Consider the following 18,561-nt stretch of genomic DNA (forward strand, 5'->3'; position numbering starts at 1 on the left):
ACTGCGAAGGCAACCGCCACCGTAAGTGCGACTGCGACTCCAACTGCCAACGCAACTGTGACGGCAACGGCGACCGCGAGTGCCATCGCAACTGCGAAGGCGACTGCCACGGTAGGTGCGACTGCGACTCCAACTGCCAACGCAACTGTGACGGCAACGGCGACCGCGAGTGCCATCGCAACTGCGACAACGACCGCGAGTGCCATCGAAACTTCGACGGCGAACGCCACCGTAAGTGCGACTGCGACTGCGACTGCGACGGCGACGGCGACTTCAACTGCGACCGCCGCCGCAGCTCCGGCCACCGCAGCTCCGGCAGCCGCAGCCGCAACCGCAGCCGCAACCGACTGCGCCATTCTTATCCGCGACGTCCCCAGCCATTGTGATTGCCGTTGTCATGCCAGCCGGCACGATTCCATCGGCCATTGTCGTGGCCGTAGTTGCCATGCCAGCGCGGTTCCTCATGACGATAATAAGGTCCGCCATACACCGGCGCCGGGCGCACATAAACCGGAGCCGGCGCCACATACGCGGGTGCGCCGAGCGAAACGCCGATGTGAAGATCACTGTGGGCCTGAGCCGCTCCAACCGCACCGATCGCGAGGCCGGCAGCTACGAGCATGTGGGTGACGATGCGCTTCATGGTGTTCTCCTTTAGAGCGACGCGTGTCGCATGAGTCCAATGTAAGCGCCGCGCGTCTTACAAGCCTCGACGAGTTGTTACGGTATGAAAGCGCGTCGTAAAGACGATGAAGCAAGCCGGAGCCTTGTCCAGCAAGGTTTTCAAGCGAGGGAACGACGCGCAAAACGAAGATAGTAAGCATGCTTCGTAATTGTCCATTACATTTGTCTCGCCGCTTTAATCTAAGAGCACAGAATTCGCGCTGGAAAAGCAAAACGGGCGCACGAGGCGCCCGTCTTTGAAGCATGATCAAACGTACTTAGGCAGTGATCAGTGCCTTTCTGCGTTCGCTCGTCAGGATCGGGTACACCACGCCCGCGACGATTGCACCGGCCAACGGCGCGATCCAGAACAGCCACAACTGGTCGAGTGCCCAGCCGCCGACGAACAATGCCGGGCCAGTCGAACGCGCCGGATTCACCGACGTGTTGGTGACGGGAATCGAGATCAAATGGATGAGCGTGAGGCACAGGCCGATGGCGATCGGCGCGAAACCCTTCGGTGCGCGGTCATCGGTGGCGCCGAGAATGACGAACAGGAAGAAGAAAGTCATTACGCCTTCGCAAACCAGTGCCGCGAGCATCGAATAGTTGCCCGGCGAGTGCTCGCCGAAACCGTTCGCCGCGAAGCCGCTGGCAACCAAATTGAAGTCGGGATTGCCCGTGGCGATAAGCGACAAAACCCATGCGCCGAGCGTCGCGCCGATCACCTGAGCGATGATGTACGGACCGAGATCACGTACCGGAAAGCGGCCCGCAACCGCGAGACCGATGCTGACCGCAGGGTTCAGGTGGCAACCCGACACATGGCCGATGGCGTAAGCCATGGTGAGCACGGTGAGACCGAACGCCAGCGAAACGCCAGCCAGGCCAATGCCGACATGAGGAAAGGCCGCGGCAAGCACGGCGCTTCCGCAACCGCCCAGCACAAGCCAGAAAGTACCGAAAATTTCAGCGCCGAGACGCGTCGACAATTGCATGATCCTGCCTTCGTGAAAAATATGAACAACCGTTGACAAAATGCAAGAAAGCTCAAATCCTCTTGCGCAGCGGAGTTTAAGCGCGATTCTTTGGCAAAACTGTCAAAAATGGTTGATTTGCAGTCAATTCACGCGATAACGGCAGAATCTTCGGAATATCCTTAGCGGGTTGAATCGGGCTCACACAATGAAAAACCGCCCGTTGTCGGGCGGTTTTTTTAAACGATACCTAAGGTCTGGCGCGCCGCGTATTAGCCCACTGCGACCTGACGAAGCACCGGACGCTTGGCCGCCTGAAGCATGGCCGTGTAGCTATCGACGTAATTTTGCGCCATGGTCTTCGCGCTGAAACGACGCTCGAACTGCGCGCGGATTTCCGTGCGCGATAGCTCATCTATCCGATGCAGCGCGCCCACTGCGCCTTGCACGTCTTCGCAGATAAAGCCGGTCACGCCATGATCGATCACTTCCGGCACCGAGCCGCGATTGAACGCGATCACCGGCGTGCCGCATGCCATCGCTTCGATCATCACGAGGCCAAACGGCTCGTTCCAGTCGATCGGGAACAGCAGCGCTTTCGCGCCCGACAAGAATTCCGGCTTTTGCGCTTCATTGATCTCGCCGATGAACTCGACATGCGCCTGCGACAAGAGCGGCTCGATGGTCGACTTGAAATATTCCTGGTCGACCTTGTCCACTTTCGCGGCGATCTTCAGCGGCAAACCGCTTTGCGCCGCGATCTTGATGGCCAGATCGGCGCGCTTTTCCGGGCAGATACGGCCGAGGAACGCCAGGTATTCCGGCTTCTTGTGCGGCTGCGGCGTGAGCAAATCTTCCGGCAGACCGTGATAGACCGTGTTTAGCCAGTTGGCTTGCGGCAGCGGCGTGCGTTGATTGTCCGAGATCGAGATCACGTTCGCCTTCGTGAACGTGTTGAAGATCGGCTGGAGTTCAGGCAGGTCGAGACGGCCGTGCAGCGTCGTCACGAAAGGCGTGTCCATCTGCGTGAACAGCGGGAACGGCATGTAGTCGAGGTGGAAGTGCAGCACGTCGAATTCATGCGCGCGGCGGCGGACGGTTTCGAGCAGGAGCATGTGCGGCGCGAGCGCGTCGCGCACGGTCGGGTCGAGGCGCAGCGCGCGCGGCCAGGCCGCATCGAGAGTCGCCTTGGTTTGCGAATCGCCGCTGGCGAACAGAGTTACATCGTGGCCGAGGTCGACGAGTGCGTCGGTCAGATACGACACGACGCGCTCGGTGCCGCCGTAAAACTTCGGGGGAACTGCTTCGTGCAACGGTGCAATTTGTGCGATTCGCATAACGTGACTCTCCTGTTATTTAAGGCATTGCAGTCACGCTCCGGTCGAGCGCTCGACGCATGCCGTTCGGGCGGGCCGCGTTCGTGTAGAAGACGCCGCCCGAGACTGGCCCGGACAAGAAACTGTTCAACCGGGTTATCCCTTACTGCTCATTATCGGGATCGAGCGCGGCATTACACTTCATTTTTCAAACGCTTAACCTTGTTACAGCGCGAAACAACGGCTGTTACGAAGTCAAAAAGTGCATCGATATCAATGACGTAGACGAATTCGACGCACGCAGGGCATTGCCGCGAGGCATTGAAGTAGCACGGATCGGGCCTAAGGCATATGGGCCGGTTCTACGCATGGCACGGGGCGATTCGTGCTCACAGCGTTTCAAGTCAGATGAAAAGCAGCCGATAGTTGAGTTTGGTGCTCCCGATTCGCTCAAACAGCCGTTCAACTATTTCGCGTAGGAATTTTTCTTACACGACGTCGCGGGCTTCTCCGTCGGTAAATCGGTCGATTTATCCGATTGGCGCGCGCTCGAAGCCTCATCGACAATCGAATCCACACCATGAGCGGGGCCGAATCGCCGCAATCCAGAGCGATCCGAGCAAACGTTTCCCGCACGGCCTGACGAGCCGGGTATCGATTCGGGGAAAAGATGACGGCCAGCACAACCACCACGCTCGCGGAGATTCGCGAGCTTAATCTCGCGTACTTGCTTCTGGCGCAGCAGCTATTGGTTGCGGACCGCGCTTCGGCCATGGCTCGGCTGGCGCTTTCGGACGACGTGGCGCAGTTATTGGCTTCGCTTTCGCCCGCGCAGGCGGTGAGGGTGGCGTCGTCGAGCCATTTGCTGTGCCGCTTTCGCTTCGACGATCACGCCATCCTTTCGTCACTCGACGAAAAGGACAAAAGCGCAGCGCCGGACGCGACCCTCCTCGCGGATGCATTGGCGATAGAAGCCGGCTGATCTGCGCGTTGATTCGAGCTGATCACGGCGGCGTTTGCGTTGCGCGCTCACAGCGCTGACCGAACGCAACGGCGCGCAGCCGGCATGAACCGATCAGACGAGCGGCCGCCGTGCCAACACCTCGTAAGTTGGTCGGCATACGTCTGCGGCCCATGACAGGCGACCCATGCAGTGAGCCGCCTCGCTGCCAGATCGACGCACGTCTCGCGGTCAACTCGTCTTTAACCACGAACAACTGGCTTATCGCGAAGAGCTATACGCCGCCATCGCGCGCACGAAAAGGCACTCGCACCGTAGCTTCCCCGCGCGTCATGCGCCATTGCGCCGCATGTCGTCAGAGCCCCATCCCACGCGGGTTTTAGCGTTTGCCTCACCTCCCGGTCATGCACCAAAGTTTTCCCTTGCCGTGCCGTAAACCCACATAACGGCGGTCATCCCGCAACTACCTTGAGGACTCGACTGTGCTGATTTTCGTTGGAACGCTCGTGACATTGCTGTCCGTATTCGGCGGTTACGCGCTCGAAGGCGGCCACCTTGGCGCGCTCGTGCAACCGGTCGAAATCTTGATGATCGCGGGCGCGGGTGTCGGCGCATTCATCCTCGGTAACGGCATCAAGACGATCAAGTCGACGCTGCGCGTCATTCCCACGCTGTTCAAGGGCTCCAAGTACAACAAGGATGTGTACATGGAACTGATGGGTCTGCTCTACGTCCTGCTCGCCAAGGCGCGCAAGGAAGGCACGCTCACCCTCGAAAGCGATATCGACGATCCCCATAAAAGCCCGATCTTCGGTCAGTACCCGAAGATTCTCGCGGACGAGCACATCGTCGAATTCCTGACGGATTATCTGCGGCTGATGGTCGGCGGCAACATGAACGCGTTCGAGATCGAAAGCCTCATGGACGAGGAAATCGAGACGCATCACGCCGAAGGCGAAGCGCCCGCACAAGCGCTGCACAAAGTGGGCGACGCCATGCCCGCGTTCGGTATCGTCGCGGCCGTCATGGGCGTCGTGCACACGATGGCTTCCGCCGATCAGCCGCCCGCGATTCTCGGCGAGATGATCGCGCAGGCGCTCGTCGGCACCTTCCTCGGCATTCTGCTTTCGTATGGCTTCATCGGCCCGCTCGCGGGCGTGGCGGAGCAGCGCGTGGCCGAGCAGACCAAGATGTTTCAGTGCATCAAGGTGACGATCCTTGCGAGTCTGAACGGCTATGCGCCCGCCATCTCGGTGGAGTTCGGCCGCAAGGTGCTGTTCTCGACCGAGCGCCCGTCGTTCTCCGAACTGGAAGAACACGTGCGCCGGGTCCGCGCGAAGTGAAGCGAGGAACGACGCCATGAGCTCACCCGACAAAGACCGGCCAATTTTCATCAAGCGAATCGTCGCGGGCCGCAAGGGACATCACGGCGGCGCGTGGAAGCTCGCCTACGCGGACTTCATGACCGCGATGATGGCGTTCTTCCTGCTCATGTGGCTTCTGAGTTCGACTTCGCCGGTGCAACGACGCGGTATCGCCGAATACTTCAACACGCCGCTCAAGGCCGCGATGGTCGGCGGCAAGACCGTCGGCATGGACTCCAGCATCATCATGGGCGGCGGGCGCGATCTGTCGAGCCCCGAGCCCGGCACGGTGCGCACCACCGAAGGCAATACGCCGTTCGCGGTGCGTTCGTCGGCAAGACCCGATGAAGCCGCGTTGAGACAAGCCGAAGGCGAGATCGAACGCCGCGAGCAAGAGCGCCTGCACGACCTCCAGGTGAAGCTCATGTCGGCCGTCGAGGCCAACCCGACCTTGCGCCAGTTCAGGCAGCAGATACGCATCGATTCGACCCAGCAGGGCTTGCGCATCGAGATTGTCGATACCCAGAAGCGGCCCATGTTCGCGCTCTCCAGCGACTCCGTGCAGCCGTACATGCGCGACATTTTGCGCGAGATAGGCAAGACGCTGAACGACGTGCCCAATCGAATAGTCGTGCAAGGACATACGGATGCCGTGAAGTACGCCGGCGGCGACAAGGGCTACAGCAACTGGGAACTATCGGCGGACCGCGCGAACGCGTCGCGGCGCGAGCTGATCTACGGCGGCATGGACGAAGCGAAGGTGCTGCGCGTGCTCGGGCTTGCATCGACGCAGAACCTGAATCGCAAGGACGCGATGGACCCGGAAAACCGGCGCATCAGCATCATCGTGCTCAACCGGCGCGCGGAGAGCGCCATGTTGCGCGACGACGGCGCGCCGCCCGCGACATTCGACAACGCGGCGGGCGCGGCTCCCGTGCTGGACAAACTCGCGCCCGTATTCCAAGCGCGACCGCAATAAAAGCGAAATCCGCGCGAAAGACTCTCAAGACTCCACACGTTTTAGCCGTCAACCCGGCAAGACCGCAAGAGACACACATGATCAAGAACATTCTGGCAATCGACGATTCCGCCGCCATGCGGCAGATTCTCTCCGCCACGCTGACGACGGCGGGCTACGAAGTGACCGTCGCGTCGGACGGCAACGAAGGGCTCGAATGGGCGCTCGCCGAGCGTTTCGATCTCGTCCTGACGGACCAGCACATGCCCGGCAAGAGCGGGCTCGATTTGATCGCGGAGTTGCGGGTGAATCACGCCTACCAGGCAACGCCGGTGCTCGTGCTGACGACCGAGGACAGCGAAGCGTTCAAGGACGCGGCGCGCGCGGCGGGAGCGACCGGCTGGATTCAGAAGCCGCTCGATCCCGAGCTCTTGACCGAGTTGGTGGCGGCACTGTCGGAACCCGAAGAGCAGCACTGAGCAAGACGAAGCAAACCTCGACCGAATAACGCGACTGAACAGCATTTCTGCGGTGACTCAAGCATGACACTCGACATTACCCAGTTCTATCAGACCTTCTTCGACGAAGCAGACGAACTGCTCGCGCAGATGGAGCAGCTGCTGCTCGTTCTGGACATTGCGAATCCCGATCCGGAAGACCTCGCGGCGATCTTTCGCGCGGCGCATTCGATCAAGGGCGGCGCGGCGACCTTCGGCTTCACGGCGCTCACGGAAACGACGCACATCCTCGAATCGCTTCTGGACCGCGCGCGCAACAATGAACTCGTTCTGCGCCGCGACATGATCGATACCTTCCTCGCGACGAAGGACGTGCTCTCGGACCAGCTCGCCGCGTATCGCGCGAGCGCCGAGCCGGATGCGGCCGCGGCGGCCGCGATCTGCGCGAAGCTCGAGCGTCTGAAGCACGAAGACCCGGAAGCGCCGGCGGCACCGGTGATAGAAGAAGCCGCCGCCGTCATCGAGAAGGCGCAACAACACGAACCCGCCTACGAAGGCCCGAACGCTCCGCCCGCGCATGTCATCGCGCAGGCTGCGGAAGCGATCGAGGACGACGGCACGTGGGACGGCGCGTTCGAAGTCACGGACGGCGCACCGATTGCAGGAACCGCTGCGGCAGCATCGGCAGCGGAAGCAGGACCCCACCTGAAAATTACGCTACGGGGGGTGGGCGAGAAGGACCTGGCGACTTTGACCGAGGAGCTGGGTAACCTGGGAAGTATCGTCGGAGAAAAGAAGACTGACGCCGAACTCGTGCTTTGGCTCGAGTCGGACGTGAGCGCCGACGACATCGTGGCCGTGTGCTGCTTCGTGATCGATGAATCGCAGATCGGAATCGGCCGTGGCAATGCGGCGGATCAGTCGGCGCAGTCGCCGGCCGCGTCCGTCGAAGTACCGCCGGCAACGGCGGCGCATCACGCGCTACAGCAACAGCCGGACGCATCGCAGGCGCTCGACGCGTCTGCATCCACGGCGCAAGAAAAACAACAAGCGGCGACGGCGGCGGTCCCGGAGACTGCCGCCCAACCGTCACAGAAACCGGCCAACGCCAATACGAACGATGCCGATAAAAAGGCGCGTCCGGCAGCGGCCGCATCGGCGGAAGGCAGCTCGATTCGCGTCGGCGTGGAGAAGGTCGATCAGCTCATCAACCTGGTGGGCGAACTGGTCATCACGCAGGCGATGCTCGCGGAAACGACGAGCACGTTCGATCCCGCATTGCACGACCGTCTTTTCAACGGCATGGCGCAGCTCGAACGCAACGCGCGCGATCTGCAAGAAGCTGTCATGTCCATCCGCATGATGCCGATGGATTACGTATTCAGCCGCTTCCCCCGGCTCGTGCGCGATATCGCGGGCAAGCTCGGCAAGGACGTGGAACTCGTCACGTTCGGTCAGGCGACCGAACTGGACAAGAGCCTGATCGAACGCATCATCGATCCGCTCACGCACCTCGTGCGCAACTCGCTCGACCACGGCATCGAAACCGTGGAAGCGCGTCGCGCGGCGGGCAAGTCGACGACCGGCCAGCTCGTGTTGTCGGCGGCGCATCACGGCGGCAACATCGTGATCGAAGTCAGCGACGACGGCGCGGGCCTGCGCCGCGACAAGATTCTCGCGAAGGCGCAGAAGCAGGGCATGCAGGTTTCCGAGTCGATGAGCGACGAGGAAGTGTGGCAGCTCATCTTCATGCCGGGCTTCTCGACCGCCGAACAGGTGACGGACATTTCCGGCCGCGGCGTGGGCATGGACGTGGTCAAGCGCAACATCCAGTCGATGGGCGGCCACGTCGAAATCAAGTCGCGTGAAGGCGCGGGCACGACCACCAAGATCGTGCTGCCGCTCACGCTCGCGATTCTCGACGGCATGTCGGTGAAGGTCGGCAGCGAAATCTTCATTCTGCCGCTCAATTTCGTGATGGAGTCGCTTCAGCCGGTGGCCGAAGACATCTACACGGTCGCCAACGGCGAGCGCGTGGTGCGCGTGCGCGGTGAGTATCTGCCGCTCGTGGCGCTGCATGCCGTGTTCGACGTGGAGAACGCGCGCACCGAGCCCACGCAAGGCATCGTCACCATCATGCAGACCGAAGGCCGGCGCTTCGCCATGCTGATCGACGAACTCGTCGGCCAGCAGCAAGTGGTCGTGAAGAATCTCGAAACCAATTATCGCAAGGTGCACGGCATTTCAGCCGCGACCATTCTGGGCGATGGCAGCGTCGCGCTGATCGTCGACGTGGCCGCGCTCAACCGCGAATCGCGTGTGCAGCACAGCGCGCACGCTCATTAACACCCGCATCGAAGGAGTTACCGTGGCAGACATTCAAAACATCCATTCCGCGACGTCTTCGCGTCGCGACGCGCAACACGCGGAAGCCGCCGGACAAGAGTTTCTGGTGTTCACGCTCGGCGCCGAAGAGTACGGCATCGACATCCTGAAGGTGCAGGAGATTCGCGGTTACGACAACGTGACGCGCATTGCCAATGCGCCTTCGTTCATCAAGGGCGTGATCAATCTGCGCGGCATCATCGTGCCGATCGTGGACATGCGCATCAAGTTCAATCTGGGTCGCGTCGAGTACGACAACCAGACGGTCGTGATCATTCTGAACGTCGCGCATCGCGTGGTCGGCATGGTGGTCGACGGCGTCTCGGACGTCCTCACGCTCACCCAAGAGCAAGTGATGCCCGCGCCCGAATTCGGCGCGACGCTGACCTCCGAATATCTGACGGGCTTAGGCACCGTGGATGGCCGCATGCTGATTCTGATGGACATCGAGAAGCTCATGACGAGCCGCGAGATGGAATTGATCGACTCGGTTGCCGCTTAAAACAACCGCGTTCGTGTACCGAAGCGCGGGCTCAGGGAAGAAAGACATGTTCAAGAAGTTGTCGATCCGCACGATGCTCACGCTCGTCGGACTGCTATTCGTCAGTTGCGCGGCCGTGATCGGCGCGCTGTCGCTCGTCGGCCTGAACTCGGCGAGCCATTCGCTCACGTCGCTCGCGCAGGAAGACATGGTCGCGATGCGCGCGCTCGCGGAGACCTCGTCGTATCTGCTGCGCTCGCGCATCACGCTCGACCGCGTGCGTTCGCTCGCCGAAGCGGGCAACGACGCGGAAGCGAAGAAAGCGCTGGACCGCGGCCAGTATCTGCTCGACAAGAGCAACGAGAACTGGAAGCTCTATCTCGACACCCATAAGCCGATGCTGCCGAAGACCACGCTCGATGAGCTCGTGGCGCAGCACGACACGCTCGTGAAGACGGGCGTCGAGCCGGAATTCACCGCGATCCGCGCGAACGACATGGCCGCGTATCACGCCATCGCGGATACGAAGATCAGCCCGATGTTCGTGTCCTTCGATCAGGCGGTAGTCGCGGCGGTGGCGTTCCAGCAGAAGCACGCGGAAGAATCGCGCTCGAACACGGCGTCGCACATCTCGACGCTTAGCCTGACCATCGGCGCGCTGCTCGCGTTGTCGGTGCTCATTCTCATCGGGACGCGCATCGCGTTGCGCGGCCTTATCGTGCAGCCGATCAACGACGCCGTCGATCACTTCGACCGCATCTCGCGCGGCGATCTCACGAAGTCGGCGCATACCGACAGCACGAACGAGATCGGGCGTCTGTTCGCGGGCATCGAACGCATGCGAACGGACCTGACGCATATGGTCGGCGCGGTGCATCGCGGCGCGGAATCGATCGATGTCGGCGCGCATGAAATTTCGAGCGGCAACACGGACCTCTCGCAACGCACGGAAGAACAGGCGGCGTCGCTGCAGGAAACGGCGTCGAGCATGGAAGAGCTGACGAGCACGGTCAAGCAGAACGCGGACAACGCGCGTCAGGCAAGCCAGCTTGCGGTGAACGCGTCGGATATCGCGTCGCGCGGCGGCCAGGTCGTCGAGCAGGTCGTCGATACGATGAACGCGATTGCATCGAGTTCGAGCAAGGTCGTGGACATCATCGGCGTGATCGAAGGCATCGCGTTCCAGACCAACATTCTCGCGTTGAACGCGGCCGTGGAAGCGGCGCGTGCAGGCGAGGAAGGACGCGGCTTCGCGGTCGTGGCGGGCGAAGTGCGCTCGCTTGCACAACGCAGCGCGGCGGCGGCGAAGGAAATCAAGGCGCTGATCGGCGATTCGGCCGGCAAGGTGCAAAGCGGCTCCGAACTCGTCACGCGCGCCGGTGAAACCATGGGCGAGATCGTGCAGGCGGTGCGCCGCGTGACCGACATCATGGGCGAGATCAGCGCGGCATCGGAAGAGCAGTCCGATGGCATCGAGCAGGTGAATCGCGCCGTCACGCAGATGGACAGCGTCACGCAACAGAACGCGGCCCTCGTCGAGGAAGCGGCGGCTGCCGCGGCATCGCTCGAAGAGCAGACGCGGCAACTGAAGGACGTGGTCGGCCAATGGCGCATCGAAGCAGGCACCAAGACCGTTGCCGCGCCCGCTACACGCGTGGCGCCGAAGGCTGCCGTCTCGAAGGCGAAGACGTTCAAGCGCGCCGAACCCACAAAAGTTTCGCACGAGGCTAACGTCGCGTGCGAACCGGCCGTTATCAAGGTAACGGCAAGCGAAGCGCAACAGCCAGCGAAGAAGCCCGCGCCGCGTATGGCAGCGAAAGCCGCCGTGAGCGCACCGCGCGCCAAGGCGACGACCGCGGACGACGGCGACTGGGAAACCTTCTAAGCCGGGTTTGCAAACAGCAGCGACCATGCAGGCTTTCGACATGAGCTCCGTTCGCGGAGAACAGCGACGACAAAGCCACGCAAGATCGCATTCAACGACACAACGGCGCGCGTCGCCGAAGAAGACGCCAGGGAAGCACGAAGCATCATGACGGCAACGCGCAACGCACGCATCGACCCGGCCGCCGGCACGCGCGGCTCCGAAGTCGAACGCGACTTCGAATTCACGGCAGCGGACTTCGCTCGCATTCGCGGACTGATCCATCGCCGCGCGGGCATTTCGCTCTCCGACCACAAGCGCGACATGGCGTACAGCCGTCTCGCCCGCCGTCTGCGCGCATGCGGCATCGACACGTTCAAGCTGTATCTGGACCGGCTGGAAGCCAACGAAGACAGCAACGAATGGGAAGCCTTCGTCAATGCGCTGACCACGAACCTCACCGCGTTTTTCCGCGAGTCGCATCACTTTCCGATTCTCGCGGACTTCGCCAAGCGCCGGCAGCAACCGGTGTCGGTGTGGTGCTCGGCGGCATCGACGGGTGAAGAGCCTTACTCGATCGCGATGACGCTCGTCGAAGCGCTCGGCGATCATGCCGCGCGCCAGTGCACGGTGTTCGCAAGCGATATCGACAGCCAGGTGCTCGCCAAGGCCGACGCCGGCGTGTATTCGCTCGATCAGGTGAAGACGCTGCCGGCGGACCGCCTCAAGCGTTTCTTCCTGAAGGGCACGGGCGCGCATGCGGGCCTCGTGAAGGTTCGTCCCGAGCTGCGCGCGATGGTGAACTTCGGCCGCGTGAATCTGACGGATGCGCGCTACGACATCAAGGGTCCGTTCGACGCGATCTTCTGCCGCAACGTGATGATCTACTTCGACAAGCCGACGCAATCGCACGTGCTGTCGCGCTTCGATCCGCTGATGAAGCCGGGCGGCCTGCTGTTCGCGGGACACTCGGAAAACTTCACGTATGTGTCGCAGGCGTTCCGTTTGCGCGGCCAGACCGTGTACGAACTGACGCGCGACATGAAGAACGCGGGCGCGGCGAAACAGACGAAGGCGCTGGCGGGAGAAGTGGCATGAGCGGCCTGCCGATCGCGTCGAATCTGTATTTCGACAATCACTTTCAAAAGCCGGGCGTGAAGCTCCTGCCGAACGAGTTTTACATGACGAGCGAAGACATGGTGCTCGTGACCGTGCTCGGCTCGTGCGTGGCGGCGTGCATCAACGATCGCACGGCGGGCATTGGCGGGATGAATCATTTCATGTTGCCCGACGACGGTTCGGATGCGTCGGCGGCGGCGTCCGATTCGATGCGCTACGGCGCCTATGCAATGGAAGTGCTGATCAACGAACTCATCAAGCGCGGCGGACGGCGTGAGCGTTTCGAAGCAAAGGTGTTCGGCGGCGGCGCGGTGCTCGCGGGCATGACGACCATCAATATCGGCGATCGTAATTCGGAGTTCGTGCGGCGTTATCTCGCGCTGGAAAAGATTCGTATCGTCGCCGAGGATTTGCAGGGCATGCATCCGCGCAAGGTGGCGTTCATGCCGCGCTCGGGACAAGTGATGGTCAAGAAACTGAAGGCCGCGCACGAGCCGGTGGTGGTGGAACGCGAGCAGGCGCTCGTGCAGCGCACGCCGGAAGAACGCGCGGAGCGGCTCGCAAAGGCACGCTCGCGGGTCGAGTTATTCAACACGAAGCCGGGTGCGGCGGGCGCCACGGGCAAGCCGCGCGTGGAACTGTTCGGCGCATCGAGTGCGGCGGGCGCAAAGCCCCGGGCCGAGCTTTTCAGCAGCGGCCTGGCGCGTGCGCCGCGCAGCACCAGAGCGGCGGAGGAAGCATGAGTATCGTCAACGCGAACAACAAGCCGGCGACGCCGAAGATCAACGTACTGTGCGTCGACGATTCGGCGCTGGTGCGCAGCCTGATGACCGAGATCATCAACTCGCAGCCCGACATGCACGTGTGCGCGACCGCGCCCGATCCGCTCGTCGCACGTGAGCTCATCAAGCTGCATAACCCGGACGTACTGACGCTGGATGTCGAAATGCCGCGCATGGACGGCCTCGACTTCCTGGAAAAGTTGATGCGCCTGCGGCCGATGCCGGTCGTGATGGTGTCGTCGCTGACCGAGCGCGGCAACGAAATCACGTTGCGCGCGCTGGAACTCGGCGCGGTGGATTTCGTGACGAAGCCGAAAGTCGGCATCCGCGACGGCATGCTCGATTACGCGGAGAAGCTCGCCGACAAGATTCGCGCGGCGTCGCGCGCTCGCGTGCGGCAGACGACGCATGCGGCGAGCGCGCCCGCCAGCGCGGGGTCGGCTGCGGCCGTGCGGCCCGCGCCGCATTTGAACAACCCGTTGGTATCGACGGAAAAGCTGGTGATCGTCGGGGCATCGACGGGCGGAACGGAAGCGATCCGCGAAGTGCTCGTGCCGCTGCCGCCCGATGCGCCCGCCGTGCTGATCGCGCAACACATGCCGCCCGGCTTCACGAAGTCGTTCGCGCAGCGTCTGAACGGACTATGCCGTATCACGGTGAAGGAAGCCGAACACGGCGAGCGTGTCTTGCCGGGCCACGCGTATATCGCGCCGGGCCACGCGCATCTGGTGCTCGCGCGCAGCGGAGCGAACTACGTGGCGCATCTGTCGGACGCGCCGCCGGTCAACCGGCATCGTCCCTCGGTGGATGTGCTGTTCCGCTCGGCCGCGCAGCACGCGGGCAAGAACGCGATCGGCGTGATCCTGACCGGCATGGGCCGCGACGGTGCGGCCGGCCTGCTCGACATGCAGCAGGCGGGCGCTTACACGCTTGCGCAGGATGAAGCGAGTTGCGTGGTGTTCGGCATGCCGCGCGAAGCAATTGCAATGGGCGGTGCGAGCGAAATCGCGCCGCTCAACGAAATGAGCCGGCGCGTCATGGCGCGGCTTGCCTCGATGGGCGAACGCGTGCAGCGCGTCTGATTTTTCACTTTGGATTCGCGGCGTCGCGCCGCATTGAAACAACCGGGAGTAGTGATGGACAAGAACATGAAGATCCTCGTCGTCGACGATTTTCCGACGATGCGCCGTATCGTGCGCAATCTGCTGAAAGAACTCGGCTATTCGAATGTCGATGAAGCCGAAGATGGCGCCGCCGGTCTCGCGCGACTGCGCGGCGGCGGCTTCGACTTCGTCATCTCCGACTGGAACATGCCGAACCTCGACGGCCTCGCCATGCTGCAGCAGATTCGCGCGGACGCCAACCTCTCGCATTTGCCGGTACTCATGGTGACGGCGGAATCGAAGAAGGAAAACATCATCGCGGCGGCGCAAGCCGGTGCGAATGGTTACGTCGTTAAGCCGTTCACGGCCGCCACGCTCGACGAGAAGCTCAGCAAGATTCTCGAGAAGATGGCCAAAGCGGGGAGCTGATCGTGAACGATCTGACTACTGATTTTGCCGCCCCGCTCATGCAGGCGGAGATCGAGAACGATCAGTCCACTGACCGGATTCTCGCCCGCATCGGGCAACTGACGCGCACGCTGCGCGACTCGATGCGCGAACTCGGCCTCGACAAGCAGGTGGAAGCGGCAGCCGTTGCCGTTCCGGACGCACGCGATCGCCTGAAGTACGTCGCCACGATGACTGAGCAGGCTGCCGAGCGCGCGCTCAACGCGATCGAACTCGCGAAGCCGATGCAAGAAGCGATGCAGCACGAAGCGCAGGCGCTCGATGCACGCTGGGAGCAATGGTACGGCGCGCCGCTCGGACAGGGCGAAGCGGGCGAATTGCTCGCGGATACGCGCACGTTTCTGCAAAGCGTTCCGGCGAAGACGCAGGCGACCAATGCGCAACTGCTCGAAATCATGCTCGCGCAGGATTTCCAGGATTTGACCGGACAGGTCATCAACAAGATCACGGATGTCGTGTATCTCATCGAACAGCAATTGCTTGGCGTGCTGCTCGAAAACATCGCACCGGAGCGGCGCGAGCAGTTCGCGGCATCGGCGGCGGCGCTCGTCTCTTCGAGCGGCAGCCCGGAAGCCTTGCTCAACGGTCCGCAGATCAATCCGCAAGGCCGCAGCGATGTCGTGCAGGATCAGTCGCAAGTGGACGACCTGCTGGCGAGCCTGGGTTTTTAAGCTCCTGCATCGGCGGCTTTCTCGCCCGCGAATGACGCGGCGCGCACGAAGAGTGCGCGTCGCGTTTTTTCGCGCGCGTCGTAAATTCGTGTGAATGAATCGCCCTGTTTCCGGTCCAATCGCCAAAACGCAAACGGCGCGTGCTGGCGAACGTTCGGACAATTCCGAGGACTTTGGCATACTGACGGTTGAGCGGCACCCTGGCGGTGCGCAAATCGGCGGTTCTTGCGTCACCGGAACGTCATGAGCCGGCCGCTTGCGAGTGCGCCGGCGGCGTCAAACATCATGGACAGCGAATATCAGGAGGCCCAGTGAAGGCACTGAAGCAACCCCGTCTTGGGCATCTGCAAAGACACTTCGTTCTGCTAGCGGGAGCGTTCGGCATCTGCGCCGCGGCACCGGCATTGGCCGCGCTTGGCGGCGATCCGCTCAACGCGCCACCGGGCGCCACGGCGACGAACGCGGTCGTGCGCGCAGCCGTGGCCGGCTCGGGCGCGTCGTCTGCCAGCGCTTCGAGCTACACGGTCCGGTCGACCACGCTTGCGAGCGGCACCATCGTCAACGAGTATTTGTCCACGGAAGGCACGGTGTTCGGCATCGCCTGGCGCGGACCGCGTGTGCCCGACCTGGCCACGCTGCTCGGCAGCTATTTCCCGCAGTATCAGCAAGGCCTGCTTGCGCAACGCGCCGAGCGCGGCGCACGCGGTCAGGTGAGCGTGCAGGATTCGGGTCTCGTCGTGCGCTCGGGCGGACACATGGGTGCATTTGCCGGCAGCGCCTATCTGCCGCAATCCTTGCCCGCCGGCGTATCCGCCAGCGACATTCAGTAAGCGACGGGAGAACCCAGTATGCGTAGAACTACACTCGGCCTCGGCGCTTCCTCTTCTTCGAGCGCACGCAACTGCGTGCGCTGGCTCGGCGCGCTGTTCCTCGCGTTCGCGCTCGCCGCATGCGGCGGTGGCGGCGACGACAACAAATCCAGCTCGAACGGCGGTTCGAGCGGCGGCTCATCCGGCGGCTCGGTTGGCGGCGGCGGTTCCACCAGCACGGCGAACGCGCAGCCCGTTGCGGCCAACGGCACCAATGCCGTGCCGATCAGCGTCAACGCGGGTGTGGCGGGCTTCGTCAATATTCCGAACGTGTCGGTGACGGTATGCGCGCCGGGCACGAACGTATGTCAGACCATCGACAACATTCAGCTCGATACCGCTTCCTACGGCCTGCGTATCCTGAACACGGCGGCGCAGTCGGTACTGGGCAGCCTGCCTGTCACGAGCGCGGGGAACGGCGGTCAGCTCGCCGAATGCGCCGGTTTCGCGGATGGCTATACGTGGGGCACGGTGCGTCAGGCGGATGTGCGTATCGGTACCGAAGTCGCGAGCAACGTGCCGTTGCAGATTATCGGCGATCTGGCTTCGACCTCGGCGCCGTCCGGCATGAACGGCTGCCCGTCCGGCAATGACGAAGCGACGACCGCTGATATCGGCGCGAACGGCATTCTCGGCGTCGGTCCCGCGACCTACGACTGCGGCACGTCCTGCGTGAGTTCCGCGCTCAACGCGACTTACTTCTCCTGCCAGAACGGCACGAACTGCACGGGCACGGCAGTGCCGCTCGCGCAGCAGGTCGTCAACCCGGTCATGCGCTTTCCGACCGACAACAACGGCGTGATCGTGCAGTTGCCGCCCATTCCAGACAACGGCGCGGCGAGTGCTGCCGGCACGCTGGTATTCGGCATCGGCACGCAGAGCAATAACTCGCTTTCGGGCGTCACGAAGTACGGCACGGATCAATTCGGCGATCTGACGGGCTCCTACAAGGGCACGACGTATCAGACCTTCTTCGATACCGGCTCGAACGGCAACTTCTTCCAGGACAGCTTCACGCTCTGTTCGAGCACGAGTTCGTTCTATTGCCCGAGTTCCGAGCAACAGTTGTCGGCCACGATCACCGGCAGCGAGGGCAATACCGCCACCGTGCCGTTCAGTCTCGTAAGCGCGCGCACGCTGACCTCGGGCGGCGGGAAGTACGCATTCGACAGTCTCGGCGGTCAGTTGGGCATGACGGGCTTCTTCGACTTCGGCATGCCGTTCTTCTACGGACGGCACGTGTATGTCGGCTACGATCCGCAGGGAAGCTCGCCTTACGTGGCGTTCTGACCGGCCAGTAAGTTCGAAGCAAAAAAATCCGGCAGCGTTGAGCGCGTTGCCGGATTTTTTATTGGCCGTCGCGCGGCTTGCGTGGCGCGCGTTCGAAGATGAAGTCGTAAAGCCAGCGCGGCATGACATGCAGCAGCATGCCTGCAATGCGCATTTGCCATGGAAAGGTCGCGTAGCGCACCTTGCGCGCGATGGCGTCGGCGGTCTTGGCGGCGAAGCGGTCCGCGTCCATGAGAAAGGGCATGGAATAGGGATTGTGCGCCGTCATTTCCGAGCGCACGTAGCCCGGCGCGATGGTCACGACCGCGACGCCTTTTGGCCGCATCTCCACACGCAACGCTTCCAGATACTTCGCCGCCGCCGATTTCGACGCACTGTAGGCGCCCGATCCCGGCAGCCCGCGCACGCCTGCGACGCTCGCGATACCGACGAGCGTGCCGCTTCGCGCCGCCGTCATCGACGCGATGAACGGTTCGAACGTGGCCACCATGCCGAAGTAGTTGGTGTCCATGACGGCGCGGAAGGCTTCGAGATCGCCGTGGCCGGTGAGGACGCCACGGCTTACGCCTGCATTGGCGATCACGATATCGGCGGGACCGTGTTCTTCGATGAAAAGGCGCGCGGCATCGGCAAGGGCGTTCGCGTTGCGCACGTCGGCGGGGTAGATCGAGATGGAGGCTTGCGGATGGCGGGCGGCGAATGCCGCGAGGGAATCGACGCGACGGGCGACGAGGCCGAGTACGGCCCCGCGCTTGACATACTCTTCGGCTAAAGCGAGGCCGATGCCACTCGACGCGCCGGTCAGGAAAACCTTGAGACGAACTGCGTTCAT

18 protein-coding genes are annotated in these 18,561 nt (G+C 62.6%); 14 read left to right on the plus strand and 4 right to left on the minus strand.

What is annotated here, in order from left to right; translation table 11 throughout:
• Positions 1-358: 358 nt before the first annotated feature.
• From NCR40_RS00515 to NCR40_RS00525, 3 genes are all read right to left on the minus strand, one after another.
• Complete coding sequence (locus NCR40_RS00515) at positions 359-643, minus strand: PXPV repeat protein (RefSeq protein WP_244826808.1); 285 nt, start codon at positions 641-643, stop codon at positions 359-361.
• Between the two features lie 298 nt (positions 644-941).
• A complete protein-coding gene (gene aqpZ / locus NCR40_RS00520) occupies positions 942-1,661 on the minus strand; it encodes an aquaporin Z (protein WP_250508484.1) in 720 nt (239 codons plus the stop codon).
• 251 nt (positions 1,662-1,912) lie between these two features.
• The gene (locus NCR40_RS00525; RefSeq protein ID WP_244826810.1) at positions 1,913-2,977 is read right to left on the minus strand and encodes a glycosyltransferase family 4 protein; all 1,065 of its coding nucleotides are present in this window, start codon (positions 2,975-2,977) and stop codon (positions 1,913-1,915) included.
• Between the two features lie 649 nt (positions 2,978-3,626).
• Here NCR40_RS00525 and flhD point away from each other — a divergent pair.
• From flhD to NCR40_RS00595, 14 genes are all read left to right on the plus strand, one after another.
• Positions 3,627-3,938: a flagellar transcriptional regulator FlhD gene (gene flhD, locus NCR40_RS00530; RefSeq protein WP_250508485.1), complete on the plus strand. Its 312-nt coding sequence runs from the start codon at positions 3,627-3,629 to the stop codon at positions 3,936-3,938.
• A 461-nt stretch (positions 3,939-4,399) separates the two neighbouring features.
• Positions 4,400-5,260, plus strand: coding sequence for a flagellar motor stator protein MotA (motA, locus tag NCR40_RS00535; protein ID WP_244826812.1), 861 nt, complete (start codon positions 4,400-4,402; stop codon positions 5,258-5,260).
• A 16-nt stretch (positions 5,261-5,276) separates the two neighbouring features.
• On the plus strand, positions 5,277-6,260 hold the full coding sequence (motB, locus tag NCR40_RS00540) for a flagellar motor protein MotB (RefSeq protein WP_244826813.1): 984 nt from the start codon (positions 5,277-5,279) through the stop codon (positions 6,258-6,260).
• A gap of 77 nt (positions 6,261-6,337) precedes the next feature.
• Positions 6,338-6,718 carry a response regulator gene (locus NCR40_RS00545; protein WP_244826814.1) on the plus strand — a complete coding sequence of 127 codons (381 nt, stop codon included), beginning with the start codon at positions 6,338-6,340 and terminating at the stop codon, positions 6,716-6,718.
• A 63-nt stretch (positions 6,719-6,781) separates the two neighbouring features.
• The gene (gene cheA / locus NCR40_RS00550) at positions 6,782-9,043 is read left to right on the plus strand and encodes a chemotaxis protein CheA (protein WP_250508486.1); all 2,262 of its coding nucleotides are present in this window, start codon (positions 6,782-6,784) and stop codon (positions 9,041-9,043) included.
• A 22-nt stretch (positions 9,044-9,065) separates the two neighbouring features.
• On the plus strand, positions 9,066-9,584 hold the full coding sequence (cheW, locus tag NCR40_RS00555; RefSeq protein WP_244826816.1) for a chemotaxis protein CheW: 519 nt from the start codon (positions 9,066-9,068) through the stop codon (positions 9,582-9,584).
• 46 nt (positions 9,585-9,630) lie between these two features.
• Positions 9,631-11,448 carry a methyl-accepting chemotaxis protein gene (locus NCR40_RS00560; protein WP_250508487.1) on the plus strand — a complete coding sequence of 606 codons (1,818 nt, stop codon included), beginning with the start codon at positions 9,631-9,633 and terminating at the stop codon, positions 11,446-11,448.
• 147 nt (positions 11,449-11,595) lie between these two features.
• The gene (locus tag NCR40_RS00565) at positions 11,596-12,525 is read left to right on the plus strand and encodes a CheR family methyltransferase (RefSeq protein ID WP_244826818.1); all 930 of its coding nucleotides are present in this window, start codon (positions 11,596-11,598) and stop codon (positions 12,523-12,525) included.
• On the plus strand, positions 12,522-13,289 hold the full coding sequence (gene cheD, locus NCR40_RS00570) for a chemoreceptor glutamine deamidase CheD (protein ID WP_244826819.1): 768 nt from the start codon (positions 12,522-12,524) through the stop codon (positions 13,287-13,289). Before NCR40_RS00565 ends, cheD begins: the two co-directional genes overlap by 4 nt.
• Positions 13,286-14,410, plus strand: coding sequence for a protein-glutamate methylesterase/protein-glutamine glutaminase (locus NCR40_RS00575; protein ID WP_244826820.1), 1,125 nt, complete (start codon positions 13,286-13,288; stop codon positions 14,408-14,410). The genes cheD and NCR40_RS00575 overlap by 4 nt, the downstream gene beginning before the upstream one ends.
• 54 nt (positions 14,411-14,464) lie before the next feature.
• Complete coding sequence (cheY, locus tag NCR40_RS00580) at positions 14,465-14,860, plus strand: chemotaxis response regulator CheY (protein ID WP_244826821.1); 396 nt, start codon at positions 14,465-14,467, stop codon at positions 14,858-14,860.
• Between the two features lie 38 nt (positions 14,861-14,898).
• Entirely contained in the window at positions 14,899-15,570 is a 672-nt protein-coding gene (cheZ, locus tag NCR40_RS00585) for a protein phosphatase CheZ (RefSeq protein WP_244827944.1), read from the plus strand.
• 320 nt (positions 15,571-15,890) lie between these two features.
• Positions 15,891-16,400, plus strand: coding sequence for a DUF2844 domain-containing protein (locus NCR40_RS00590; RefSeq protein ID WP_284507690.1), 510 nt, complete (start codon positions 15,891-15,893; stop codon positions 16,398-16,400).
• Positions 16,401-16,418: 18 nt separating this feature from the next.
• Positions 16,419-17,729 (plus strand): DUF3443 domain-containing protein, encoded by a 1,311-nt coding sequence (locus NCR40_RS00595; protein WP_250462714.1) that lies wholly within the window; start codon positions 16,419-16,421, stop codon positions 17,727-17,729.
• 58 nt (positions 17,730-17,787) lie between these two features.
• Here the strand turns inward: NCR40_RS00595 and NCR40_RS00600 are convergent, their stop codons facing one another.
• The gene (locus tag NCR40_RS00600; RefSeq protein ID WP_250508489.1) at positions 17,788-18,561 is read right to left on the minus strand and encodes an SDR family oxidoreductase; all 774 of its coding nucleotides are present in this window, start codon (positions 18,559-18,561) and stop codon (positions 17,788-17,790) included.

This window comes from Caballeronia sp. GACF4, from assembly GCF_023631025.1.
GTDB lineage: Bacteria > Pseudomonadota > Gammaproteobacteria > Burkholderiales > Burkholderiaceae > Caballeronia.